The 21,177-nt window shown below is 65.7% G+C and carries 26 protein-coding genes; 15 read left to right on the forward strand and 11 right to left on the reverse strand.

Annotated features, from left to right (window positions below; genetic code table 11):
• Nucleotides 1-39 precede the first annotated feature (39 nt).
• Nucleotides 40-1,287 carry a lycopene beta cyclase gene (crtL, locus tag QZ186_RS04565; protein ID WP_296416009.1) on the forward strand — a complete coding sequence of 416 codons (1,248 nt, stop codon included), beginning with the start codon at nucleotides 40-42 and terminating at the stop codon, nucleotides 1,285-1,287.
• On the opposite strand, the gene arsS is transcribed toward crtL, so the two are convergent.
• Entirely contained in the window at nucleotides 1,277-2,302 is a 1,026-nt protein-coding gene (gene arsS, locus QZ186_RS04570; protein WP_296416010.1) for an arsenosugar biosynthesis radical SAM (seleno)protein ArsS, read from the reverse strand. The two genes, crtL and arsS, sit on opposite strands and share 11 nt — an antisense overlap.
• A complete protein-coding gene (locus tag QZ186_RS04575) occupies nucleotides 2,299-3,885 on the reverse strand; it encodes a 1,4-alpha-glucan branching protein domain-containing protein (RefSeq protein ID WP_296416011.1) in 1,587 nt (528 codons plus the stop codon). Before QZ186_RS04575 ends, arsS begins: the two co-directional genes overlap by 4 nt.
• 66 nt (nucleotides 3,886-3,951) lie before the next feature.
• Here QZ186_RS04575 and QZ186_RS04580 point away from each other — a divergent pair, with 66 nt between their 5' ends.
• From QZ186_RS04580 to QZ186_RS04590, 3 genes are all read left to right on the forward strand, one after another.
• Nucleotides 3,952-4,458, forward strand: a complete 507-nt coding sequence (locus QZ186_RS04580; protein WP_010317913.1) for an NYN domain-containing protein — start codon at nucleotides 3,952-3,954, stop codon at nucleotides 4,456-4,458.
• A gap of 73 nt (nucleotides 4,459-4,531) precedes the next feature.
• Complete coding sequence (locus QZ186_RS04585) at nucleotides 4,532-6,172, forward strand: 2-isopropylmalate synthase (protein ID WP_296416012.1); 1,641 nt, start codon at nucleotides 4,532-4,534, stop codon at nucleotides 6,170-6,172.
• Nucleotides 6,172-7,020 (forward strand): carbohydrate ABC transporter permease, encoded by an 849-nt coding sequence (locus tag QZ186_RS04590; RefSeq protein ID WP_010317911.1) that lies wholly within the window; start codon nucleotides 6,172-6,174, stop codon nucleotides 7,018-7,020. Before QZ186_RS04585 ends, QZ186_RS04590 begins: the two co-directional genes overlap by 1 nt.
• Here QZ186_RS04590 and QZ186_RS04595 read toward each other — a convergent pair whose 3' ends face one another.
• Together QZ186_RS04595 and QZ186_RS04600 are read right to left on the reverse strand one after the other, a co-directional pair.
• The gene (locus tag QZ186_RS04595) at nucleotides 7,021-8,181 is read right to left on the reverse strand and encodes an aminotransferase class I/II-fold pyridoxal phosphate-dependent enzyme (protein ID WP_296416013.1); all 1,161 of its coding nucleotides are present in this window, start codon (nucleotides 8,179-8,181) and stop codon (nucleotides 7,021-7,023) included.
• Entirely contained in the window at nucleotides 8,181-8,543 is a 363-nt protein-coding gene (locus tag QZ186_RS04600) for a hypothetical protein (protein WP_010317909.1), read from the reverse strand. The genes QZ186_RS04595 and QZ186_RS04600 overlap by 1 nt, the downstream gene beginning before the upstream one ends.
• A gap of 28 nt (nucleotides 8,544-8,571) precedes the next feature.
• On the opposite strand from QZ186_RS04600, the gene QZ186_RS04605 reads away from it, so the two are divergent.
• A complete protein-coding gene (locus QZ186_RS04605) occupies nucleotides 8,572-8,880 on the forward strand; it encodes a Nif11-like leader peptide family RiPP precursor (RefSeq protein WP_296416015.1) in 309 nt (102 codons plus the stop codon).
• Between the two features lie 12 nt (nucleotides 8,881-8,892).
• Complete coding sequence (locus tag QZ186_RS04610) at nucleotides 8,893-9,369, forward strand: DUF427 domain-containing protein (RefSeq protein WP_296416016.1); 477 nt, start codon at nucleotides 8,893-8,895, stop codon at nucleotides 9,367-9,369.
• Here QZ186_RS04610 and QZ186_RS04615 read toward each other — a convergent pair.
• Nucleotides 9,366-9,563 (reverse strand): hypothetical protein, encoded by a 198-nt coding sequence (locus tag QZ186_RS04615; protein WP_296416017.1) that lies wholly within the window; start codon nucleotides 9,561-9,563, stop codon nucleotides 9,366-9,368. The genes QZ186_RS04610 and QZ186_RS04615 overlap by 4 nt on opposite strands.
• A 138-nt stretch (nucleotides 9,564-9,701) precedes the next feature.
• Between QZ186_RS04615 and QZ186_RS04620 the strand changes: the two genes are divergently transcribed.
• The 4 genes from QZ186_RS04620 to QZ186_RS04635 all read left to right on the forward strand — a co-directional run bounded on the left by QZ186_RS04620 (nucleotide 9,702) and on the right by QZ186_RS04635 (nucleotide 11,065).
• Nucleotides 9,702-10,067 carry an AbrB family transcriptional regulator gene (locus tag QZ186_RS04620; protein ID WP_247479146.1) on the forward strand — a complete coding sequence of 122 codons (366 nt, stop codon included), beginning with the start codon at nucleotides 9,702-9,704 and terminating at the stop codon, nucleotides 10,065-10,067.
• A gap of 103 nt (nucleotides 10,068-10,170) precedes the next feature.
• The gene (locus tag QZ186_RS04625) at nucleotides 10,171-10,449 is read left to right on the forward strand and encodes a hypothetical protein (RefSeq protein WP_296416018.1); all 279 of its coding nucleotides are present in this window, start codon (nucleotides 10,171-10,173) and stop codon (nucleotides 10,447-10,449) included.
• Entirely contained in the window at nucleotides 10,449-10,730 is a 282-nt protein-coding gene (locus QZ186_RS04630) for a cell division protein SepF (RefSeq protein WP_296416019.1), read from the forward strand. Before QZ186_RS04625 ends, QZ186_RS04630 begins: the two co-directional genes overlap by 1 nt.
• Nucleotides 10,731-10,762: 32 nt before the next feature.
• Nucleotides 10,763-11,065 carry a hypothetical protein gene (locus QZ186_RS04635; RefSeq protein WP_296416020.1) on the forward strand — a complete coding sequence of 101 codons (303 nt, stop codon included), beginning with the start codon at nucleotides 10,763-10,765 and terminating at the stop codon, nucleotides 11,063-11,065.
• 3 nt (nucleotides 11,066-11,068) lie between these two features.
• On the opposite strand, the gene QZ186_RS04640 is transcribed toward QZ186_RS04635, so the two are convergent.
• Complete coding sequence (locus tag QZ186_RS04640; protein WP_010317901.1) at nucleotides 11,069-11,440, reverse strand: hypothetical protein; 372 nt, start codon at nucleotides 11,438-11,440, stop codon at nucleotides 11,069-11,071.
• Nucleotides 11,441-11,484: 44 nt separating this feature from the next.
• Between QZ186_RS04640 and QZ186_RS04645 the strand changes: the two genes are divergently transcribed.
• Nucleotides 11,485-12,117 carry an RluA family pseudouridine synthase gene (locus tag QZ186_RS04645; RefSeq protein WP_363155303.1) on the forward strand — a complete coding sequence of 211 codons (633 nt, stop codon included), beginning with the start codon at nucleotides 11,485-11,487 and terminating at the stop codon, nucleotides 12,115-12,117.
• On the opposite strand, the gene QZ186_RS04650 is transcribed toward QZ186_RS04645, so the two are convergent.
• Together QZ186_RS04650 and QZ186_RS04655 are read right to left on the reverse strand one after the other, a co-directional pair.
• Nucleotides 12,114-13,412: a Rieske 2Fe-2S domain-containing protein gene (locus tag QZ186_RS04650; RefSeq protein WP_296416021.1), complete on the reverse strand. Its 1,299-nt coding sequence runs from the start codon at nucleotides 13,410-13,412 to the stop codon at nucleotides 12,114-12,116. The two genes, QZ186_RS04645 and QZ186_RS04650, sit on opposite strands and share 4 nt — an antisense overlap.
• Nucleotides 13,412-15,442 (reverse strand): HDIG domain-containing metalloprotein, encoded by a 2,031-nt coding sequence (locus QZ186_RS04655; RefSeq protein ID WP_050778501.1) that lies wholly within the window; start codon nucleotides 15,440-15,442, stop codon nucleotides 13,412-13,414. The genes QZ186_RS04650 and QZ186_RS04655 overlap by 1 nt, the downstream gene beginning before the upstream one ends.
• Nucleotides 15,443-15,588: 146 nt before the next feature.
• Here QZ186_RS04655 and folD point away from each other — a divergent pair, with 146 nt between their 5' ends.
• Genes folD through QZ186_RS04675 form a run of 4 tightly spaced genes read left to right on the forward strand, consistent with a single transcriptional unit; the run spans nucleotide 15,589 to nucleotide 19,405 of the window.
• On the forward strand, nucleotides 15,589-16,485 hold the full coding sequence (folD, locus tag QZ186_RS04660; RefSeq protein WP_296416023.1) for a bifunctional methylenetetrahydrofolate dehydrogenase/methenyltetrahydrofolate cyclohydrolase FolD: 897 nt from the start codon (nucleotides 15,589-15,591) through the stop codon (nucleotides 16,483-16,485).
• A 55-nt stretch (nucleotides 16,486-16,540) separates the two neighbouring features.
• Entirely contained in the window at nucleotides 16,541-17,479 is a 939-nt protein-coding gene (gene crtE, locus QZ186_RS04665; protein ID WP_010317896.1) for a geranylgeranyl diphosphate synthase CrtE, read from the forward strand.
• Complete coding sequence (locus tag QZ186_RS04670) at nucleotides 17,476-17,952, forward strand: divergent PAP2 family protein (RefSeq protein ID WP_296416024.1); 477 nt, start codon at nucleotides 17,476-17,478, stop codon at nucleotides 17,950-17,952. Before crtE ends, QZ186_RS04670 begins: the two co-directional genes overlap by 4 nt.
• Nucleotides 17,945-19,405, forward strand: coding sequence for an ATP-dependent RecD-like DNA helicase (locus tag QZ186_RS04675; protein WP_296416025.1), 1,461 nt, complete (start codon nucleotides 17,945-17,947; stop codon nucleotides 19,403-19,405). Before QZ186_RS04670 ends, QZ186_RS04675 begins: the two co-directional genes overlap by 8 nt.
• Here the strand turns inward: QZ186_RS04675 and QZ186_RS04680 are convergent.
• From QZ186_RS04680 to QZ186_RS04690, 3 genes are all read right to left on the reverse strand, one after another.
• A complete protein-coding gene (locus QZ186_RS04680) occupies nucleotides 19,398-20,084 on the reverse strand; it encodes a GAP family protein (protein ID WP_010317893.1) in 687 nt (228 codons plus the stop codon). The two genes, QZ186_RS04675 and QZ186_RS04680, sit on opposite strands and share 8 nt — an antisense overlap.
• Nucleotides 20,085-20,504, reverse strand: a complete 420-nt coding sequence (locus QZ186_RS04685) for an acylphosphatase (protein WP_367268114.1) — start codon at nucleotides 20,502-20,504, stop codon at nucleotides 20,085-20,087.
• A gap of 69 nt (nucleotides 20,505-20,573) precedes the next feature.
• A complete protein-coding gene (locus QZ186_RS04690; protein WP_296416026.1) occupies nucleotides 20,574-21,176 on the reverse strand; it encodes a histidine phosphatase family protein in 603 nt (200 codons plus the stop codon).
• Between the last annotated feature and the right edge of the window lies 1 nt (nucleotide 21,177).

Raw genomic sequence — 21,177 nt, forward strand, 5'->3', positions numbered from 1 at the left:
GCGATCGTTCGATCGCCCACCGGGTGAATGGCCTGATTCATGGGTGTTGACGTCCTCGTCATCGGCGCTGGCCCTGCGGCCCTCTGCATCGCCGCCGCGCTGGTGGAACGGGGCGTCAAGGTGGCGGGTGTGGCTCCTACCTCCCCCGAGGCGCCATGGCAGAACACCTATGGCATCTGGGGACCGGAGGTGGATGCCCTGGGCATGGCCCATCTGTTGGGACACCGCTGGAGCCACACCACGAGTTACTTCGGTGCAGCGCTCGGGACCGAGGCCTTTGCCCATGGCATCGACTACGGCCTCTTCGACAAGGCTGCGCTGCAGCGCCACTGGCTGACCCCCTGCCAAGCCGCTGGTGTGCCCTGGACCTGCGCTGCAGTCACCGGGATTGAGCACCACAGCCAGGGTTCGGTGGTGACGACGGATCAAGGGGAGCGCCTCGAAGCGCGCCTGGTGATTGATTGCAGCGGTCATCACAGCCCGTTCCTCAAGCGCCCGGATGAAGGTCCGGTGGCGGGGCAGGCGGCCTACGGAATTGTGGGGCGCTTCTCCAAGCCCCCGGTGGAGCCCGGCCAATTTGTCCTGATGGATTACCGCTGCGATCACCTCAGTGAGGCGGAGCGTCGCTGCGGAGCTCCAACGTTTTTGTATGCGATGGACTTCGGCGAGGGGCGCTTTTTCGTGGAGGAAACCTCCTTGGCCCTGGCCCCGGCTGTTCCCTATGCAGTTCTCAAGGAGCGTCTGCTGAAGCGGTTGGCCCATCGCGGTGTTGAGCTGCTCGCCATGGAGGAGGAGGAGTTCTGCCTCTTCCCGATGAACATGCCCCTGCCGGATTTGGAGCAGCAGTTGCTGGCCTTCGGTGGCGCCGCCACCTTGGTCCATCCCGCCTCTGGCTACATGGTGGGCTCCTTGCTGCGGCGGGCACCGCTGCTGGCAGAGGCCATCGCCGTTGGCCTCGCCGATGGCAACCGTTCTGCGCCGTCCCTCGCGCGTGAGGCCTGGCAGGCGCTGTGGCCGCTCGAGTTGCAGCGCAAGCACGCCCTCTATCGCTTTGGCCTGGAGAAGCTGATGCGTTACCCCGAAGACCAGCTCCGGCAGTTTTTTGCCACGTTCTTCGCCCTGCCCAAACAGCAGTGGTACGGCTTCTTGACCAATACCCTCACCCTTCCCGCCCTGATTGGCGCAATGCTGCGGCTGTTCGCCGTCGCCCCCTGGACTGTCCGTTGGGGCTTGATGCAGCAGCAGGGGCGTGAGTTGCCCTTGATGCTGCGTCTGCTTAAGCCGTAGCGCCTGCGCAGGAGCTCCCTTGGCCTGCGGTGCAGCCAAAGCAGTGGTTGCCCCAACGGATCGGCTGCGCCTTCCACTGCTCGAGATCGATGGAGCGAATGTCGGCTCCTCCGCTCAGCGGTAGGTCCAGCATCTGGTTGAAGTCGCAGTCGTAGATCGAGCCATCGGCGGCCACCGAAAGCGTGTCGCGGCACATCAGACCGGCGAGGGCACCGGGATTGAAGGCGCCCTGCAGCAGCTTCAAATAACAGTTGACGTGACCATCGGCCTGCAGTTGCTGCAGGAAGCGGGCGATCGGCATGTTGTTCAGGCCGATCAGACGATCGAATTGGACTCCGGCTTTCTCCTGTAACTCCCGTTTCCAGCGCAGCTCGTCGCAGGCGGTGAGCTGTTGCAGTTGGGTGCCGCAGGGATTGCTCATCAAGGTCAACTGACGCTCGCTTTGCCCCTGGCCGTAGCCGTTGGCATTGAGACGTCTCAGGGCTTCAATCGAGGCCTCCCAGGTGCCATCGCCCCGTTGCGCATCGGTGCTGGTCTCCTCCGGCTGGGGCAGGCTGGCCACGATCTCCACCTGGTGCTCCGCCAGGAAACCCACCAGATCCGAGAGGGCTGGCAGGAGCAGCACCGTGAGATTGCAGCGGTCGATCACGTGGCAGCCCCGTTGGCGTGCCGCACGAATCAAATCGCGAAAGCGCGGGTGCAGTTCCGGTGCTCCACCGGTGAGGTCAAGCACCGCAGGCCGGAGTCGCTCGATGGCGGCGATGCAGGCGTCGACCACCGCATCGCCCATCTGGGTGTGGCCTTGATGGGGGCCAGCATCCACATGGCAGTGGGAGCACTGCATGTTGCAGAGCTTGCCGAGATTCAGCTGCAGCACCCGCAGCCGGTCGTGCTCCGGCTCGGCGGCGGCCTGGGCCGCCAAGCTCCGCTCAAAGGCCAGCTCGGCGGGCAGTGCCGCCGTGAGCAGCTCACGCTGGGCCTGGGGCTCCAGCAGGGACGGACGGGGATCGCTCATGGGGCCGGCAGCCTGGCCCAGTCGGCGGCGTTGATCAGGGGAAAGAGGCCGTCTTCCCGTTGCACGGCTTCAAGCCACCCCTCCGGTGGAGGGGTGTTGGTGTTGATCGCTTCGATCAGGCACCAGAAGCGTTGGAGATGGCGCTCAATCCGCTCCTTGGCCAGTTCGGTGGTGGTGCCGGCCCGCAGGATGAAGCTCCAATCTGAGCTTTGGGCCAGCAACAATTCGCGGCCCGCCTGCTGCAGCCAGTCCCTGGCCTGCTCGCTGCCGACTCCGCGGCTGACCCGATCCACCATCGCCCGCGAGGCCCGGTTCCACTCGGGGATCACCCAGGCATTGCTCTCGTTGAGCCAATAGGTGTGGTAGCCCCCCTGCCCCCAGCTGGACGGGGACGGTTGGCAGAGCTGAAGCGCATCGCCTCGGCTCAGGGTCTCCCGCAGGGTGGCCAGACCCACCCCCTGACGCGGCGCCTGCTGGAACAGCTCCGCCAGGAACTGGGGACCTTCAAACCACCAATGGCCAAAGAGCTCCGCATCAAAGGGGGCGACCAGGAGCGGTCGACGTTCCATCGAGCCGCTGAGGTCCTGCAGTTGCTGCGCCCGGCCCGCCAGGAAGTGTTGGGCATCGCGCTGCACGGTGGCGGCGGCCTGCGCCGGGTCGTAGGCCTGCTTGGCCTCGAGGCTGCACTGCCTCCCGGTGACGCGATGGAGCTTGAGCCCAAGGGGGCGCGGGCTGGTGATGCCGTGTTGCTGGAGCTCTTGCTCGGGGAGATCCCAGCCCAGATCGCGGTGGAATTCGCGGTAGCTGGGATCGCCGGGGTAGCCCTCCCGGGCACTCCAGACGGGCAGGGTCGATTCGCTATCCCGGCCGAAAAAGGCCATCCCGCCGGGACTGCAGATCGGTGCATAGACCCCATAGCGGGGCCGCGGCTGTCCATGCAGCAGGCCGTGGGCATCGAGGATCGCGTAGCGCAGCCCGCAGCTGACCAGCAGCCGATCAAGCCCCTCGTAGTAGGCGCATTCCGGAAGCCAGATCCCCAGGGGCCGCACCCCCAGCAGGCGTTCGTGCTCCCGCACGGCCGTCAGCAGCTGCGCCCGCACGGCTTCGGGGCAATCCCGCAGCAGTGGCAGATAGCCGTGGGTGGCACCGCAGGTCAGCAGGTCGAGGACCCCTTGCTGTTGCAGCGCCTGAAAGCGCGGCAGCACATCACCCTTCGCCTGGCGCCAGGCCTGCTTGGCCCGCTGGAGTTGCAGCCCGAGGCCGGCCGCGGCTGCCGCATGGTCCTGGGGTGCCTGGCGCAAGAGCTCTTGGCGGACCTCCAGCCAGGGGATAAAGCGCTGACTGAGGACCTTGTTGCTCAGTAGGGAGAGCAGCGTGGGCGAGAGCCCCATGGTCAGCCGCGGTCGCTGGCTGGGGTCAGCGGCGGCGGCCTCGAGGGTGTCCAGCAGAGGCAGGTAGCACTCCAGAAGGGCCTGGAAATACCAGTCCTCCTCCAGGGATCCCGGTGCGCTGGAGTGCACGTACGGCAGGTGCGCGTGGAGAACAAGCGCTAGATCGCCAGCGTCAGCGGGTCCTGCGGCCAACGCCCCTGCTCAGAGTGAGGCGACTTTAGGTGCAACTTCTAGGCTCGACGGAGTGAAGGGGTGCGGATGCAGCTGGCTCTGGCGGTCGATGGCCACAGCATGTTTTACGTGCAGCAAAAACTCGGCTGGTTTTTCGATCCCCGTCGGCTGCTGGAGTACGCCACGGCGCAATCCGGCGTCGAGCTCGGCTCAGCGTTTTGGTACACGGGCCTGAAGGACGCGACCGATCAGCGTCCCTTCCGTGATGCCCTCACCAGCCTGGGCTTCACGGTTCGTACCAAGCCCCTGAGGGAAGTGGGGCATGACTCCGATCAACGGCAGTTCGCCCGCGCCAATTTGGACGTGGAGATCGCCATTGATCTGATGGCCGTGGCCCATCGCATCGATGAGGTCTGGGTGATGAGCGGGAGCCGTGATCTGGAGCGTCTGCTGGAGGTTCTGCGGATCCGGGGGCTGAAGGTGGTCTTGATGAGCACCGAAGGCATGGTTCCGCGGGAACTGCGCAATGCGGCGGATCGGTTTGTGGATCTCTCCAGCCTGAAGCCGCAGCTCGAGAAGACCGACGGTCACTGAAGCGGCTGAGCCGCATCCAGGCCCACCCGACTAGAGTGGACCTAACTCATAACCATTCCGACTTGTAGCCGCCATGGCCCGCGATCCCGGCCGGGTATTGATCTTCGACACCACCCTGCGTGATGGTGAGCAGTCCCCTGGGGCCAGCCTCAACCTGGAGGAGAAGCTGGCGATCGCTCAGCAGCTCTCCCGGCTTGGCGTCGACATCATCGAGGCGGGCTTCCCTTTCGCCAGCCCTGGTGACTTCAATGCGGTGCAACGCATCGCCCAAACGGTCGGCACCGCCGAGGGTCCGGTGATCTGTGGCTTGGCGCGGGCCGCCAAGGGCGACATCAAGGCCTGCGCGGATGCAGTCGCTCCGGCGGCCCATCGCCGCATCCATACCTTTATTGCCACCAGCGACATCCATCTGGAGCACAAGCTCCGCAAAAGTCGCGCGGAGGTCCTGAGCATCGCCGGCGAGATGGTGGCCTACGCCCGCTCCCTGGTGGATGACGTCGAGTTCTCCTGCGAGGACGCTGGCCGCTCCGATCCGGAGTTCATGTATCAGGTGATCGAAGCTGCGATTGCCGCTGGAGCCACGACGATCAACATCCCCGACACCGTTGGCTACACGACGCCTTCGGAGTTCGGTGCGCTGATCGATGGGATCAACCGCCATGTGCCCAACATCGATCAAGCGGTGATCTCGGTGCACGGCCACAACGACCTCGGTTTGGCCGTGGCCAACTTCCTCGAGGCCGTGAAAAACGGTGCCCGCCAGCTGGAGTGCACGATCAACGGCATTGGTGAGCGGGCCGGCAACGCCTCCCTGGAGGAGTTGGTGATGGCGATGCATGTGCGCCGCAGCTACTTCAACCCTTTCCTGGGCCGCGACGTCAGCAGCAGCGAACCCCTCACCGGCATCCGCACCGAGGAGATCTACAAGACCTCCCGCTTGGTGAGCAACCTCACCGGCATGGCGGTACAGCCCAACAAGGCCATCGTCGGCGCCAATGCCTTCGCCCACGAAAGCGGCATCCACCAGGACGGCGTTCTGAAGAACCGCCTGACCTACGAAATCATCGACGCCCGCACCATCGGTCTGGCCGATAACCGCATCTCCTTGGGCAAGCTCAGCGGCCGCAGTGCGTTCCGCGCCCGCCTGGAGGAGCTCGGTTACAACCTCGAGCGCGAGGACCTCGACGATGCCTTTGCCCGCTTCAAGGAGTTGGCCGACCGCAAGCGGGAGATCTCCGACCGCGATCTCGAGGCCATCGTCAGCGAACAGGTGCAGCAGCAGGACCAGGCGACCTACAGCCTGAAGTTGGTGCAGGTCAGCACGGGCACCAGCCTGCAACCGACGGCCACGGTCACCCTGCTGAATAGCGAGGGTGCAGAGCTGACCGAAGCCGCCATTGGCACCGGCCCGGTGGATGCCGTCTGCCAGGCCCTCAACCAGCTGGCCCAGGTGCCCAATGAGCTTGTGGAGTTCTCGGTGAAGTCGGTCACCGAAGGCATTGACGCCATGGGTGAAGTCACGATTCGCCTGCGGGCGGATGGGGTGCTCTACTCGGGCCATGCCGCCGACACCGACATCGTCGTGGCCTCTGCCCAGGCCTTTGTGAATGCCCTCAATCGCTTGGTGGCGGGCAGTCAACACTCACCCCTGCACCCCCAGAAAGCACCCTTGCCGGTGGGTGAGATGGCCCCTGCCGATCGCCCTCGCCTCTGATGGCTGAGCCCATCAGCGGCCGCCGGCGGTCTGTGTTGCTCCGCGGCCTCCAGTTGATTGCGCTGCTGCTGATTGCGGTGGCGATGCTCGTGCCCCTGCTCTGGCTGGTCAGCACGTCCTTAAAGGGGCCGGCCGAAGACATCTTCACCAGCCCCCCGGCGCTCTTCCCCAGCCAACCGAGCCTGGAGGCCTACCTGCGCTTGTTCGAGGACAACCCCATGTGGGGCTACATCCTCAACAGCACCATCGTCAGCGGCTGCGCGGTGTTCGCCAACCTGCTGTTCTGCTCCCTGGCCGCCTACCCCTTGGCGCGGATGCGCTTTGCCGGGCGAGGCCTGGTGCTGGCTTTGGTGGTGGCGACGATCCTGATTCCTTTTCAGGTGGTGATGATCCCGCTCTACCTACTGATGGTGCAGCTGGGTCTACGCAACACCCTCTGGGCCCTGATCATTCCCCAGGCGGCAACGGCCTTTGGCATTTTTCTGCTGCGGCAAAGCTTCGCTGGCGTGCCAGTGGAACTGGAGGAGGCGGCTCGGATTGATGGCTGCAGTCGCCTGGGTGAGTGGTGGAACGTGATGATCCCTGCGGCCAAGGCGGATTTGATCACCCTGGCGATGTTTGTCTTTATCGGCACCTGGAGTGATTTCCTCTGGCCGCTGGTGATCCTGGATGACCGGAACCTCTACACCCTGCCCCTGGGGCTGCAACAACTGGCCAGCAGTTTTTCCCTCGATTGGCGCCTGGTGGCCGCCGGTGCGGTCGTCTCGATCGTGCCGGTGCTGGTGTTGTTCATTGGGCTCCAGCGCTTCATCCTCCCCAGCGCCACCGGCGATGCGGTGAAGGGCTGATTAGCTCAAGGCCAAGAGCCCGCGCTCGAGTCGCCTTAGGGCTTCGGCGAGGTCGTCTCCGCTGAGCATCCCGTAACTCAGCCGCAGGCAGGCACCCTTCAGCCCAAAGCTGCTGCCGCTGGCCAGGGCTACTTGATGGTCAACGATGAGGCGCTTCATCACCTGGTCTGCGCTCAGGCTGCTGTCCAGTTCAAGCAGGGCGTAAAAGGCACCTTCCGGTTGGTTCAACAGACGCCAGGGGCGCTTGGAGGCCCCTGGCCCAAGGGCAGCGAGGACCTGCTCCCGCCGCTCCGCAAGGGTCTGGATCTTCTCCCGGCACCACTGGGGTCCCACGGCTAAGGCGGCCCGGGCGGCCCATTGGTTCAGCTTGGGCGGCCCGATCAAGGAGGTGTCCTGCACCTTGGTCAGGGCTGACATCAGCTCCGGCGGCACCACGGCCCAGCCGATGCGGTAGCCCGCCATGCCATGGCTTTTGGAGAGGGATCCCAGGGTGATGGTGTGCCCGCCGCTGCCGGCTGCGGCACCGGGGCTCCAGGGGCGCTCCGCTCCGTAATGGAACAGGGCGTAGGCCTCATCGCTGATGTGGATCAGGCCGCGGCGGGCGCAGAGCTGATTGATAGCCGCAAGAACCGGCCGCGGAACGATCGCGCCGCTGGGGTTGTTGGGTGAGACGGTCACGATCGCCCGAGTTCGCTCCGTGATGGCCTCCTCCAGCAGAGCGGGATCAGGGATGACCCCCGCCTCAACCGCCCTCGGATGTCCTCCGGCGATGCGGACCGCCATCTCGTGGTTGAAGTAGTAGGGGACCGGGAGGATGACCTCATCCCCTGGATCGCACAGCGCCTGCACCACCGCCTGAAAGGCCATGTTGCTGCCGGCTGTGATCAGGATCTCGCTGGCGCTGCAGTCGATCTGGTGTTGCTGCTCAAGCCAGTGCCGTAGCTCGGCGCGAAGCTCTGGATCCCCGGCCACCGGTCCATAGCGATGCAGGTCGGGATCGTTGCGCAGTGCCGCCGCCATGGCCTGGAGCACCTCCTCCGGTGGCGCCCAGGGGGCCACGCCTTGTCCGAGGGAGAGGGTTCCTGGGGTGGCCGCGATCAACTGGGCCATCACGGGGATGACCGGTGTCTGGATCTGATCGAAGCGTTGAGCGGCCGCCATTAAGGCAGCTGCGGAAGCGCAGGCAGGGGGCGCGAAGGCCCGCCTGACTCATAGGGGAAGAGTGAGGAGCGGGACCGCTGCAGATCCCGCAGGGTCTGGACTTGGCTGCTGAGGCTCTGGACTTTTTGCTCGATGCCCTCCAGGGCCTGCAGCCGCTCCACCGTCGAGCGCAGTTGCTCTTCCAGGGCGTTGGTGCGCTCCAGGTCGTTGGCGTTTTCGATGGTCTGCACCTTGTCCTGCAGTTGCTGCAGCCGTTGACCCTGTTCACGGGTCTGTTGCAGCACCACGACAAACAGCACGGCCAGCAGCCCCGTGAGCCCCGCACCGAGCAGGCGCATCCATTGGGGGAGGGGGGTGGACATGCCGATGCACGCGTCTGGGGCAAGTTTGATGCGCGATCGGTCCTTTGACGAGGGCTGGGTTCCGTTAGACCGGTGCTTTCGAAAAAGGGTCGTGTCGCTGCAGCAGTTGGATGCCTTTCTTGCGTATGCCCGCTCGCAGCCGCAGATGGCTGAACGGCTGAAGACGCCGATGGATCTGACGGAACTTCTGGGCTGGGCTGCGGAGTGTCAGTTCCAGGTCGAGGAGGCCGACGTGATTGCGGCCATGGTGCGCGAGGACGAGCAGCTCAGCGATGCCGAGCTCCAGCACCGCGCCGGAGAAGAGGCTCGGAAATTACGCAACTTCATTCCTGGTTGAGGCTGAAGCTTGATGGCACCCACTCCAGAACGGGTTTGTGATTACCCCAGGCCTCCTGCCCTGCAGGCTTCCGCACAGCACATTCAGGTGCGGGCCCTCGGAGCACTGTTGGCGGAGACCCAGCAGAGTTTTCGCGTCTTGGAAACTTTCCATCCGCCCACTTACTACCTGCCGGCGGAGGCGTTTACCGCCGGTGCCTTGGTGCCCGCTGGCGGACGCAGCTTTTGTGAGTGGAAGGGGGTCGCGAGCTACTTCGACATCGTTGTGGGCGATCGCTGCTTGCCCAAGGCGGCCTGGACCTATACCCAACCCACAGCCCCGTTTGCGCCGATCGCAGGGTGGATCGCGCTCTATCCCGCGCTGATGGATGGCTGTTGGATTGATCAGGAGCTGGTGATTCCCCAGCCGGGTGGCTTCTACGGCGGTTGGATCACCTCAGCCGTTGAGGGTCCGTTTAAGGGGGACCCCCGTCATCCGGAATTGATCTAGGCCGAGCGGGCGTGGTCGCCGAGCATGCGGCAGCCGATTTGAATCACGCCCTCATCGAGCAGGCGCCCCAGCTTGAGGGCCATCGCCTCTTCTTGACGGTCGAACTGGCTTTGCTTTGCCGTGATCCAGGCGATTTCTTCAGCTGTGATGACGCCGGTCGAGACACTCTCGAGGAAAACTTCGCCAACGAACATGGTGAACGCCTGTGTCTGGTTTGACGCTAGGGATGTCGTTTGATGTTGCTTGAGTGTGCAATGTCTCTTCATGCACACCATCCCCCTTGGTGAGTGTGGCTTGGCCCGCTATCTTTCCCGCAACCGAATTTCTATTCAATGCTGACCGGATCTGATCTTCTCGCCAAGGTCAAAGAGTTGGGTGATGTCAGCAAGTCTGATCTTGTTCGCTCCTGCGGGTATGTCAGCAACAAAAAAGATGGTTCAGAGCGTCTGAACTTCACTGCCTTCTATGAGGCTCTGCTGGAGGCCAAAGGTCTCAGCATTGGCGGCGGCGGTGGTGGCACCGGCAAGGGCGGCCGCAAGCTCAGCTATGTGGCCACGGTTCAGGGCAACGGCAACCTGCTGGTGGGTAAGGCCTACACCGCGCTGCTGGGTCTGGAGCCCGGCGATGAGTTTGAGATCAAACTCGGCCGTAAGCAGATCAAGCTGATCCCCGCCGGCGCTGAGGCGGAAGAGGACTGATCCCTCTCTACAAGGCTTCGATTCCTGGCTGGACCGCATCTGTGGTCCAGCTTTTTTTGTGCTTGGTTCTTCGTAGGCTCAGGGCAACCGAGCGCAACGGGCCGTGACCTTTTTTGAGTTGCTCTGGAAGGGGGAAAACTGCGGTGACGCGGGTGATCTGGAGGAGGCCTTGGTCCATTTCCAGGAGCTCAGACCGAAGCATCTGAGCTGGCAGGAGGTCTGCAGTGACCCTGAGATCGAGCCCACAATCTGTCGCTTCCGCTCCTTTGAGGCCTTCCTGGACAACGAGGATGCTCTGGAGACGATTCATCCCACGGCCGAAATGCTCGAGCGTTTCCGCCCCCAGGAGGAACCTGAATCCTCTGAAGAGCCGAGCGGCTGATGGATCCATTTCTTCCGCCATCGGAGCAGGACGCTCCCGGCTGGGGGCCGGAGGTGATCGTGATCCATCCGCCCAGCTTTGATGCGGTTCAAGAGGCGATTACGGCCCTGCGTGATCAGGCCACGGTTGTGGTGAACTTCAGCGCCTTGGCCGAAGACCAGCTGCAGCGGGCCGTCGATTTTCTGGCGGGTGCAGCGGTGGCCTTGGATGCCCAACAGGTGCGTCTGGGGGAGCGGGTGTTTCTCTATGCCCCGCACTACGTCCAACTGAACCGGGCTTGACCGCGGTCCAGCCGGCGGCAGACAGTGAATCGATGCAGGTGTTTGACGTCGATCTCTCTGGCTTTGAGCCGGTGAACCATCTTTGGCCTCAGCTGGTGGAGCGGCTGGGAGCCGACACCTCGGCCCGTGCCGTCCGTCAGGCCTTGGATCTCTTGGGCATGCGGGGTGGGCCTGGGTTGATGCCCGCGCTGCTGGTGGAGACCTGTGGTGTGGCCTTGGTGGATCGCCAACAACTGCGCCGGGTGACGGGGCTTCCTGTGGCGGTCGATGGTGATCAGTTGGTCTTGATCAGCCGGCGCGCCAGTGAGCTGCAGCTGCTCCAGTGGAGCGCTTGAGCCTCAGTAGCTGCAGGTGGGTTTGAGCCCGGGCACGCTGAATTCCATGAACCAGAGGTATTCGCGGCTCCGCCAGCCGAGATCAAACGGTTCGGTGCTTTGCCACTCCTCGGGCGTCAGGCCGTAGGCGGCCTCAAGGAATGGGGGCACGAGTGCTTCAACCGCCTCCTGGCCCTCTTCCCCCTCGTCGAACAGGCGATCGGTGTAGATCACGGCGAAGATCTCGTGCTCTTCATCGCAGATCACGACTTCAAAGCCGCTGCCGCCGTAGCTGGGGAGGGTGTTCAGCTCGAAGTATTCATCGCGCTCGAGGGGATCCTCGGGGGCCTGCTCGAGCAGGGCGGAGAGCGCCCGTTTGAACTGATCGAGTGCCATGGCCCGGCTACTACTAGGGCCAGTGTGGCCAGGGTCGAGCGTTCTTGCCTGCGTTGTTTGATCCGCTTTGGTTGGTCTACGAGGATCCGGCCTTGCTGGTGCTCGAGAAACCCAGCGGCCTGTTGTCCCAACCCGGCCTAGGCCCCGAGCTGTCGGATTCCTTGATCACGGCCGTCCAGTCCGAGTGGCCCGAAGCCCGTTTGGTGCATCGCCTCGACCGGGACACCTCCGGTTTGATCGTCGTCGCCCGTTCAGCGCTGGTCCACCGCGCCTTGAGCCAGGCCTTTGCCGAGCGGCGGGTTGAGAAGCGCTACGTCGCCGATGTCTCCGGCGTGCCCGATGGCGAGGAGGGCTGGATTGATCATCCGATCGCCAAGCGACAACACAGGCCTCCGCTCTATGGCGTCGACCCCGCCGGTAAACCCTGCCGAACCCACTGGCGCCTGTCGTCTCAGCACTCCAGCTGCAGTCGCTTGGCGTTGCAGCCCCTGACGGGACGCTCCCATCAGCTGCGTGTGCATCTGCAGGCGCTGGGGCATCCGATCTTGGGTGATCCCCTCTACGGCGAGCGTTCTGCGGCGCGCTTGCACTTGCATGCCTGCGGCCTGGAGTTCAGTCATCCAAGCGATGGCCGCTGGATGCACTTCGACTCTCCCGTTCCGTTTGTCTTGCCCTAGTGGTTGCGGGGGGGCAGCCCGCTGCCAAAGCGCAGCAGCTGGCGCCAGCGCCGAATGCGCCAGGCCGCTAAGGCCAGGGCAACGCCGAAGGCGAGGGCGATGCCGCCTGCCCAGCCCGGACCACTCCAGGCCGCGCCCAGTCCTGCAAGGGCCACCAGAATCCAGCAGAGCGGCTGCAGGCGCTTCAGCCGCCGATCGGCGCCGGCGCAGCTGCGGCAATGGCGGGTGTGGGCCTCAAACCGCTCCATCAAGGCCTGGCGGTTTTGCCGCTGCGGTAGCGGTTGGCCTGGGAATGGCTCGCCGCCGTAGCGATTGACCCAGTCGTGCAGTGCTCTGACGTAGAGATCCGCCTGGGTGGGGAGGTGGTACTGGCGCAGGGCGTCATGGCGGCCGCCCCGCTGTTCGATGACCCGCTCCTGCCAGTGCAGGAAGAGCTGGTCGTCTTCCAGCACCGTGTGGTTGCCGATGTGCTGGAGCCATTGGGGGCGCAGCCGCAGCAGGCGTCCCGGCCAGGGGGAGCTGAATTGAAAGGGAAAGCGGGCGATCAATCGGCATTCCCCAGGACGGGTGGGGACGGCATAGACGACCGTGAGGATGCGGGCGAACCCTTTGGCGGTGAGGTCGTGCCACATCAGCCCCGGGGCCAGGAATCGGGTGTGTTGACTCCCGAGCTTTCCGCGTCTGGGGCCCTCCTCCCACAGTCCCGTAAAGCCGTCGCGATCGAACCCCGTTAGGGCCAGTGCGACGGGGGCCGCGTTCTCTCGGCGGCCAACGGTGGCGTGGTGGGTGAAGGGAACGTGGCTGGCGTCGAGCACGTTCTCCAGCAGGGTCAGGGCATCCATCGGCAGATCCCGGAAGGTGTCCTGCACCACCCAGCCGGCCTCATCGAGAACCGGGACCAGCGGTAGGGGCTGCTCCCTTGCCTGCTCGCTTGGCCCGCTGAAGACGAACAACAACCCCTGGGCGCAGGCCGTGGCGTAGCTGCGGCAGTGGCTGCGGCCACTGATGCTGCTGCCCGGTTCCGCCTGGGGCTGCAGTGTGCAGCGCCCCGACCCGTCAAAACTCCAGCCGTGATAGGGACACTCCAGTTCTCCGGCGGCGTTGAGACGGCCGTCCGAAAGGGGCACCAGCCGGTGGGGGCAGACATCCGCAAACGCCCTCCACTCATCGGCTTGGCGGTCGAACCAAAGCACCAGGTCTTGCCCCACCAGGGTGAAGGGGGTGGGGCGGTCGCGGTCCAGGTCGCGCAGGAACGCCACGGGGAACCAGGCGTTCTGCCAGCGGTTGGAGGACATCAGGCGCTGAAACTCTTGCGGGCGGGGATTGGATAGGGAATGCGGCGATGGCGCATCCGCCGCCACACCCGAACGAAGGCGCGGACCAACAGCTCCAACTCTGCAGGGGTCAGGCCGCTGTCTGTGAGTTGGCCATCGCGCCAGCGGGCCTCGACGATGCTGCGCACCACATCGCGGGCCTGGGTTTCGCTGGTGTCGGGGGGGAGCGAGCGCAGGGCCGCCTCGCAGCCATCGGCCAGCATCAACACCGCCGTCTCCCGGCTCCTGGGTGTTGGACCGCGGTAGCGGTAATCCTCCTCGCGGATCTGGGGATCACGCCGGCGGGCTTCATGGAGGAAGTAGCCCATCTTCAACGTGCCCTGGTGCTCAGGAATGAAGTCCGCCAGGGGTTTGGGCAGCCGGTAGCGCTTCGCCAACTTGAGGCCCTCATCCACGTGGGCCTGGAGGATCCCCGCACTCAGTTGGGGGTCATCGAGTTGGTCGTGGGGGTTGTCGCCCCCCTCTTGGTTTTCGATGAACCACTGGGGGCCATGGAGTTTGCCCACGTCGTGATACAGCGCCCCCGTGCGGGTCAAGTCGATGTCGGCGCCGATGGAGCGGGCCCCCTCTTCGGCTAGGCCGCAGATCATCAAGGTGTGCTCGAAGGTGCCCGGGGCTTCGCAGGAGAGACGCCGCAGCAGTGGCCGCTCCAGATCCGCCAATTCCATCAAGCGGCTGCGGGTCAGGAGGTCAAAGAAGCTCTCGACCATCGGGCCGATCAGCAGGACCCCCAGCAGCAGCCCGCCCAGCACCAGCGCTTCTCCGGTGAGGTCCGATCCGATCGGGAGGCCCCCCTCCCGAACACCGCGGAAGAGCTCCAGCTGCAGCAGCAACCATTCAGCCAGGAGCGCACCCAGTGGCACCAGCAGGGCCAGCTGCAGCAGCTGGGCGCGGTTGCGTTGGCGATCCGCCAGAACGGCGGTGATGGCGGCCACGGCCGCCGCGATCAAAATCCGCTGGTCAAAAAAGGGAGAGAGGGGAAGCGGCCAGAGCAGGCTGGCCATCGCCAGCCAGGCCAGTCCGGCGGTGGTTCCCAGTCCCTGGGCGAGCAGGAGCGTCGGCGGAACGAGCAGTGCCAGGGGGCTGGCGGCTGCACCCAGCCAGAGCTTCAGGCCTTGGACGAGCGCCAGCAGGCCCAGGGCGAGGAGCGCCTGACGGGGCTCCAGGCTGACCCGGCGGTTGCGGATCAGCAGCACCATCACGCTGGAGGCGGCCAGGGCTTCCGCGAAGTGCTGCAACCAGGCGCCAATCAGGGGGCGCCGGTTCACCAGGCCGAAGTAGTCGAGGACCGCATAGGCCTGCTGACTGATCGGTTCTCCCTGCCGGGCGATCAGTTCACCCTTCCTGACTTGAATGGTGGGGATCCCCTGCTGGGTGAGCAGGTCCTCCAACATCCGCTGGCTGAGGGCCGGGTCGATGCGGAGGTTGGTGCGCCCCTGCAGGGAATTGGCGATCAGGCGTGCGCCGAGGCCCAGCTCCGGCTCCTGCATTCCCTCCAATTGATGGCGGGCCGCTTTCACCAGCTGTTGCCGGGCGACGTTGCCGACCACCCCTTGGCGCAACATCCGCGATTGGGCCTGACGCAGTTCCTGCTCCCAGCGCAGGAGCTGCCGGCGACTGGAGCGCCTCAGCCAAGCCCGCTCCTGTGGGTTGATGTCGATTGGAGCGACCTGCTCTTGATCGCTCGCAGCAAGACGGTTGACGGCTTCGAGTTGGCGCTCCAGCCGCGCCTCCAGGTCTTGGCTTTGGCGCTCATCCACCACCTGGACATAGGTCCGAAGGCCCAGTTGGGAGCGGCGCTGCTCCAGGGCATCGGAGTCCACCACCGTGGCGGCCTTCGGCGCTTTCGCGGTGAAGGGTGCAGGGATGCCCGGCCGCAGGCTCGGCTCCACCAACCAGGGCCAGCTGGAGACCAGGGCCACCACCAGGGCCATCAGGACGACGCCTGCGCTCGCGCCGCGCTTCCAGGGCGTCAGCACCTGACGCGGCATCTCCAGCCGCAACAACTGCCTCCAGAGACGCTGGAGCCTTCGCCAGAGCTGGGGCACGGTGCTCAGGCGAGTCACGGCGAGGGCATGACAGGTCCCCACGCTAGCCCTGCCGTTGCATGCTGAGAGGAGATTGCCTGCCCCTCGCCATGGCTCAGCGTCTCGACGGCCGTCAATTGGCAGCTGCGTTGGAAGAGCGCCTCGAGCGCGTCGTGGCCGAACGTCTCGCCCAGGCCGGCCGGCCCCCGGGCCTGGCGGTGCTGCGGGTGGGGGATGACCCGGCCAGCGGTGTGTATGTCGCCAATAAAGAGAAGGCCTGCAGTCGCATTGGCATCACCAACCTGGGCGCCCATTTGCCCGCCGAGACCCCGGCGGCGGAGGTCTTGAGCACGATCCAACGCCTCAATGCCGACCCTGCGGTCGATGGAATCCTGCTGCAGCTGCCGCTGCCGGACGGACTGGACGAAGGTCCCCTCCTGGCGGCGATCGATCCCGAAAAAGATGCCGATGGATTGCACACCCTCAACCTCGGCCGCCTGCTGAAGGGGGAGCCCGGCCCCCGCAGCTGCACCCCCGCCGGCGTCATGGCCCTGCTTGCGGCGGGTGGCGTTGAGCTCTCGGGCAAGCGGGCCGTGGTGGTCGGCCGCAGCATCCTGGTGGGGCAGCCCATGGCCCTGATGCTGCAGGCGGCCAACGCCACGGTGAGCATTGGCCATTCCCGCACCAAGGACCTGGCGGAACTCACCCGTCAGGCCGATGTGCTGGTGGTGGCCGCTGGACGTCCCCGGATGATTGGCGCCGAGCACGTCAAGCCAGGCGCTGTGGTCGTTGATGTGGGGATTCACCGCTTGCCCAGCGAGCCGGGCGCGAAGGCCAAGTTGTGTGGTGATGTGCGTTTTGACGAGGTCGAGCCGATCGCCAGCGCCATCACCCCCGTCCCGGGCGGCGTCGGTCCGATGACCGTGACCCTCCTGCTGGTCAACACCGTTGCCAGTTGGTGTCAACGCTGCGGTTTGGATCAGCCCTTGGCGGATTTGCTCCCATAGCGGGGCGCGGCCTGAGAGAATCCGCCCGAGCGATGGCCCTGGGCCCAGATCTCCCATGAGCGCGGCGGTGACGACGACTGACAGCACCTCCACGGGGGAGCCGGGCCACTTTGATTTCGCTGCCTACCTGGAGTCATCCCGGCAGCAGGTGGAGCAGGCCCTCGATGGCTCCCTGGGGCCGGAGCGCCCCGAGAGCCTGCGGGAGGCCATGCGCTACTCACTCCTGGCGGGGGGCAAGCGCCTGCGTCCCATCCTTTGCTTGGCGGCCTGCGAGTTGGCCGGCGGTGATGCGGCCTTGGCGATGCCGACGGCTGTGGCTCTGGAAATGATCCACACCATGTCGCTGATCCATGACGACCTGCCGGCCATGGACAACGACGACCTGCGCCGGGGGATGCCGACGAACCACAAGGTCTACGGCGAAGCCAACGCGATCCTTGCTGGGGATGCCCTGCTGACCCGCGCCTTTGAGATGGTGGCGCTGCGCAGCCCTGGGGTGCCTGCCGAGCAGTTGATCAAGGTGGTGGGCGAGCTGTCTTTGGCCTCCGGTGCCCCCGGCCTGGTGGGCGGTCAGGTGGTGGACCTGGAGTGCGAAGGCAAGGACGTTGACCTCGAGACCCTCGAGTACATCCATCTCCACAAAACCGGAGCGCTGCTGCGCTCCTGCGTGCTGACCGGCGCCCTGATTGCCGGCGCCTCCGAGGCCCTGCTGGCGGCCCTGACCACCTATGCCCGCGGGATCGGTCTGGCCTTCCAGATCATTGACGACATCCTTGATGTCACCGCCAGCAGCGAAGTGCTGGGCAAGACCGCCGGCAAGGACCTGACGGCCGATAAGACCACCTATCCCAAGCTCCTTGGTCTTGAGGAGTCCCGCCAGCGGGCTGATGCCCTGGTGGCGGAAGCCAAGCAAGCGCTGGAGCCGTTTAACAGCAATGGCTCGGCGGCTCCGCTGCTGGCCCTGGCGGACTACATCACCAGCCGCGATCGATGAACGCTCTTTTGGACAACGGGGCCCTGTGGTGGGGGCTCGCCGCCTGTGGCACGGCCCAGTTCTCCAAGCTGGTGATTGAGCTGGTGGTGCACCGCCGCTGGAACCCAAAGGTGCTCGTCGAGACCGGTGGCATGCCCTCGAGCCATTCGGCCTTGCTGACCGGGACCGCCGCCGCTCTGGGCTGGCAGCAGGGGTTTGATTCCGGCCTGTTTGCCCTGGCGGCGACCATGTGCTTCGTGGTCCTCTATGACGCCTCCCACGTCCGCTATTCCGCCGGGCTCACGGCAGCCCGCGTGAATGCCCTGAGTGATGGGGGGGAGGAGCAGGCGCCGCTCAAGGAGAAGCTCGGCCACACCCCCTTGGAGGTGCTGGTCGGCAGCCTGATGGGCCCCCTGGTTTCCCTACCGGGGCTGGTGCTGGTGGGCTCTCCCTTGACCCTGGCCCAGCACTGGGGCTGGATGGCGATTGGCTGAGGGGGGGCTGACCAGCGGCCAAACGGCGGCGACCGAGGCGTTTGAGCAGTGGCTCAAGGCCCCCTACGACGGCACTCCGTTTGTCCTCAGTGGTTTTGCTGGCACCGGGAAGACCTTCCTCTCCTGCCACCTGCTGGCCCTGGTGGAGCAGAGGGATTGGTGTTGGACCGTGGTGGCCCCCACCCACAAGGCGGTGGGCGTTCTGCGGCAGCAGCTGTCCTGGGCTGGTCTTCAGCCCACCTGGTACCCGAGCACCATCCACCGTTTGCTGCGGCTGAAGCTCAAGCGCCAGGGGGATCTGGAACGGTGCGAAGAAACCGAGCAGACCGCTGGCTCCCTCGAGAACCTCTCCTTGGTGCTGATCGACGAGGCCTCGATGGTCGACAGCGCCCTCCTGGAGATTGCCCTGCGCTGCGCCCACCCCTTCAAGACCCGCTTGGTCTTTGTCGGCGATCCGGCCCAGTTGCCGCCCGTGGGGGAGCCGCAGAGCCCGGTGTTCTCGATGGGCCGCTGCGTCAACGCCAGCTTGACCGAGGTGGTGCGCCATCAAGGTCCGGTCTTGCAGCTCGCCACCGGTCTGCGCAGTGGTGATCTTCCCTGCCGTCAGCCCCCCGCCTTGGGGCTGGTTCGTGACCCCCAGGGGCAGGTGGCGGTCTTGCCCCGCTCCCAGTGGCTGGAGGCGGCCCAGGCGGCCCTGAAGCGCGGGGCGGAGCTCGACAACCCCGATCACGCCAGGATTCTTTGCTACACGAACCGGGCCCTGGAGCAGTTGGTTCCGCTGGCCCGCCGCGCCATCCATGGCGAGATGGCCGACCAGCTCCCCGTCCTGCCGGGGGAGGTCTTGATGACCCGCTCGGCGGTGATGGCCCCGGCGTGCCGGGCCGGGGAGGAGGCCGCGGAGGAGCCCGACATGCTGCTCGGCTCCAACCGTGAATTGGTGGTGCGGGATGTCACCCCCGAGCGCTGTGACCTGGCGGACTTTGGGGTGGGCAGCGGCGACGGCCTGACGCCGGCCGTGATCGACACCCTCAATGCCGAGGTGGAGGCTGGCGAGACCCGGCTCACCCTGCGTCTCCTCCCGCCGGTGGGCAGTGCCGGACGCCAAGCCCTCGATGGGGTCATGCGCTCCCTGCGCCTCCAGGCCCGGGAAGCCGGCAAGCAGCAGGGCCGCAGTCTCTGGCGGCGTTATTTCCTGGTGCGCGATGCCTTCGCCTCCCTGGGTCCCGCTGCGGTGCTGACGGTGCACCGCAGCCAGGGCAGCACCTTTGGCGAGGTCTTCATCGCCGGTGACGTCTTCTGGCCCAGTGATGACACCCTGCGGCGCCAGTTGGTCTATGTGGCGGTCAGCCGGGCCTCGCAGGCGGTTTGGCTCAGTGCCGATCAGCGTCTGGCCAGTGCCGGGGCCACCCAGGAGCGTGATCGCTGGAGCCGCTGGCTCAAGGGTGCTAGCTGAGCTGCAAGCCTTCGATGCCCTGCCAGCCGAGGTAGCCCGCCAAGACCAAGCTCAGCCCCCCCACCAGCAGATCCCCCTTGTTGAACAGCAGGGTTTTACCGCGCTCGAGCAGGGGCAACACCTGGTCGCGGCCGATGAGCACCGCGAGGAAGGGCAGCAGGAGCGCCGTGCTGCAGGCCAGGGCGAAGCCGCCGGTGTAGAGCGTCTCTTGCAGTTGGCTCAGCCCAGAGGACAGCAGGGCTGAGGCGGCTTTGGCGAAGAGGAAGAGATCGTCGGGGCTGATGACCTCCAGGGCTGAACTCACCCCCAGCAGCAACGGCAGGGGCATGGCGCAGAAGCGATCGAGCTGACGGGTCCAGCCGGGGGCCTCGGCACCGTCTTCTTTGCGATCCAGTAATTCTTTGAGCCCCAGGGCCAGCAAGGCACCGGCCGCGAGCAAATCCAAGCCTGTGCGATGGCTGGTGCCTTTCTCCATCGTGAGCAGGAGGCCATGGCCCACGGTCAGCAGCAGCACCACCATGGCGGTGACGGTGAGCATCCAGCCGAGCACGAGCAGCCCGCCGCGCCGCAGCGGGTTTGGCCCGAGCAGGAGCAGCAGCAGCAGGCCGATATGCAGCGGGCTCAGGGCGATCCCACTGCCGTAGGCCAGCAACTCGGCCCAGAGGGTGCCATTGGTCATCTAACGGCGAATTTCGAACCAGTCTTCCTTGAGGGGCGGGAGCTGGCTTTGGTTCACGCTCAGCACCTCCGCCTCCCTGGGACCCCGTTCACACCAGAGGCGCAATTGGGTCAGATGATGGGGCTGGCCCTCGGCCTGCACTTCCACGGAGCCGTCCGGGCAATTCCTCACCCAGCCGCTGAGGTCGAGGTCTTTGGCCATGCGGCTGCAACTTTCACGGAAGCCGACGCCTTGCACATGGCCTCGGATCTGCAGCTGCCAGCGCTCAATCCGAAGCGCGCTTTGGCTGTTGTGGCGCTGCTCCTGGCGCACCCATTGCCGCACTTTGGCGCTGCGGTTTCCTCGGCTGATTGGCCGTGTGTCGGCAATCAGCCAGCCCGGTGTCCCTGACTGGCGTTGTGGGCTGTCATCCCGCGTCATCCACCCCCCCCTGCGAAGGCCTGGTGTCTTCAAGGTGGCATGGGTTTTGGCTTTCGGCCACGGCCGGCTTTAGGCCGGTTGGGCTGGGGCATTCCAGTGGATCAGGGCGCGGGTCTGACGCTCGTAGCCCAGAACGCAGAAGCTGCCGGTACCCAGCACCAGTCGGGCGCCGCCGGCGGGGCCCTGCCCCAGCCAGCACCCCGCGAGGCTGCGCAGGATGTGGCCATGGGCAAAGAGCGCCACGTCACAGCGCTCCCCTGGTGCACCGCTGGCGTATGCGCTGGCACGGGCAATCACCCGCTCACAGCGCTGCTGCACCTGATCGCTGCTCTCTCCCCCTGGGCAGGGGTGGCTGAAGACGGTCCAGTCCGGGACGCTCTCGCGAATCACGGCGGTGGTCAGCCCCTCGTAGTCGCCGTAGTCCCATTCCTTGAGATCGGGTTCGATCTGGGCCTGCTCGCCCAGGCCGGCCAGTTCACAGGTGCGTCTGGCCCGTTGCAGGGGGCTGCTTAAGACGGCGGTAAAGCGGTGCTGGGCCAGAACCGGCGCGAGTCCCCGCGCTTCCGCTTCGCCTTGGGGCAGCAGGGGGAGATCGGTGTTGCCGGTGTGGCGTCCATTCAGTGCCCATTCGGTGGCGCCGTGGCGCAACAGCCAAAGGTGCAAGGCGGCCATG

Source organism: Vulcanococcus sp. DEBay_Sum29NL08_54 (assembly GCF_017859255.1).
Classification (GTDB): domain Bacteria; phylum Cyanobacteriota; class Cyanobacteriia; order PCC-6307; family Cyanobiaceae; genus Vulcanococcus.

Excerpts from the sequence above, each read along its gene's own strand:
- crtL (WP_296416009.1), top strand. The coding sequence starts at position 40 with ATGGGTGTTGACGTCCTCGTCATCGGCGCTGGCCCTGCGGCCCTCTGC.
- arsS (WP_296416010.1), bottom strand. The coding sequence starts at position 2,302 with ATGAGCGATCCCCGTCCGTCCCTGCTGGAGCCCCAGGCCCAGCGTGAG.
- QZ186_RS04580 (WP_010317913.1), top strand. The coding sequence starts at position 3,952 with ATGCAGCTGGCTCTGGCGGTCGATGGCCACAGCATGTTTTACGTGCAG.
- QZ186_RS04585 (WP_296416012.1), top strand. The coding sequence starts at position 4,532 with ATGGCCCGCGATCCCGGCCGGGTATTGATCTTCGACACCACCCTGCGT.
- QZ186_RS04590 (WP_010317911.1), top strand. The coding sequence starts at position 6,172 with ATGGCTGAGCCCATCAGCGGCCGCCGGCGGTCTGTGTTGCTCCGCGGC.
- QZ186_RS04595 (WP_296416013.1), bottom strand. The coding sequence starts at position 8,181 with ATGGCGGCCGCTCAACGCTTCGATCAGATCCAGACACCGGTCATCCCC.
- QZ186_RS04600 (WP_010317909.1), bottom strand. The coding sequence starts at position 8,543 with ATGTCCACCCCCCTCCCCCAATGGATGCGCCTGCTCGGTGCGGGGCTC.
- QZ186_RS04605 (WP_296416015.1), top strand. The coding sequence starts at position 8,572 with ATGCGCGATCGGTCCTTTGACGAGGGCTGGGTTCCGTTAGACCGGTGC.
- QZ186_RS04610 (WP_296416016.1), top strand. The coding sequence starts at position 8,893 with ATGGCACCCACTCCAGAACGGGTTTGTGATTACCCCAGGCCTCCTGCC.
- QZ186_RS04615 (WP_296416017.1), bottom strand. The coding sequence starts at position 9,563 with ATGTTCGTTGGCGAAGTTTTCCTCGAGAGTGTCTCGACCGGCGTCATC.
- QZ186_RS04620 (WP_247479146.1), top strand. The coding sequence starts at position 9,702 with ATGCTGACCGGATCTGATCTTCTCGCCAAGGTCAAAGAGTTGGGTGAT.
- QZ186_RS04630 (WP_296416019.1), top strand. The coding sequence starts at position 10,449 with ATGGATCCATTTCTTCCGCCATCGGAGCAGGACGCTCCCGGCTGGGGG.
- QZ186_RS04635 (WP_296416020.1), top strand. The coding sequence starts at position 10,763 with ATGCAGGTGTTTGACGTCGATCTCTCTGGCTTTGAGCCGGTGAACCAT.
- QZ186_RS04640 (WP_010317901.1), bottom strand. The coding sequence starts at position 11,440 with ATGGCACTCGATCAGTTCAAACGGGCGCTCTCCGCCCTGCTCGAGCAG.
- QZ186_RS04650 (WP_296416021.1), bottom strand. The coding sequence starts at position 13,412 with ATGTCCTCCAACCGCTGGCAGAACGCCTGGTTCCCCGTGGCGTTCCTG.
- QZ186_RS04655 (WP_050778501.1), bottom strand. The coding sequence starts at position 15,442 with ATGCCGCGTCAGGTGCTGACGCCCTGGAAGCGCGGCGCGAGCGCAGGC.
- folD (WP_296416023.1), top strand. The coding sequence starts at position 15,589 with ATGGCTCAGCGTCTCGACGGCCGTCAATTGGCAGCTGCGTTGGAAGAG.
- crtE (WP_010317896.1), top strand. The coding sequence starts at position 16,541 with ATGAGCGCGGCGGTGACGACGACTGACAGCACCTCCACGGGGGAGCCG.
- QZ186_RS04670 (WP_296416024.1), top strand. The coding sequence starts at position 17,476 with ATGAACGCTCTTTTGGACAACGGGGCCCTGTGGTGGGGGCTCGCCGCC.
- QZ186_RS04680 (WP_010317893.1), bottom strand. The coding sequence starts at position 20,084 with ATGACCAATGGCACCCTCTGGGCCGAGTTGCTGGCCTACGGCAGTGGG.
- QZ186_RS04685 (WP_367268114.1), bottom strand. The coding sequence starts at position 20,504 with ATGACGCGGGATGACAGCCCACAACGCCAGTCAGGGACACCGGGCTGG.
- QZ186_RS04690 (WP_296416026.1), bottom strand. The coding sequence starts at position 21,176 with ATGGCCGCCTTGCACCTTTGGCTGTTGCGCCACGGCGCCACCGAATGG.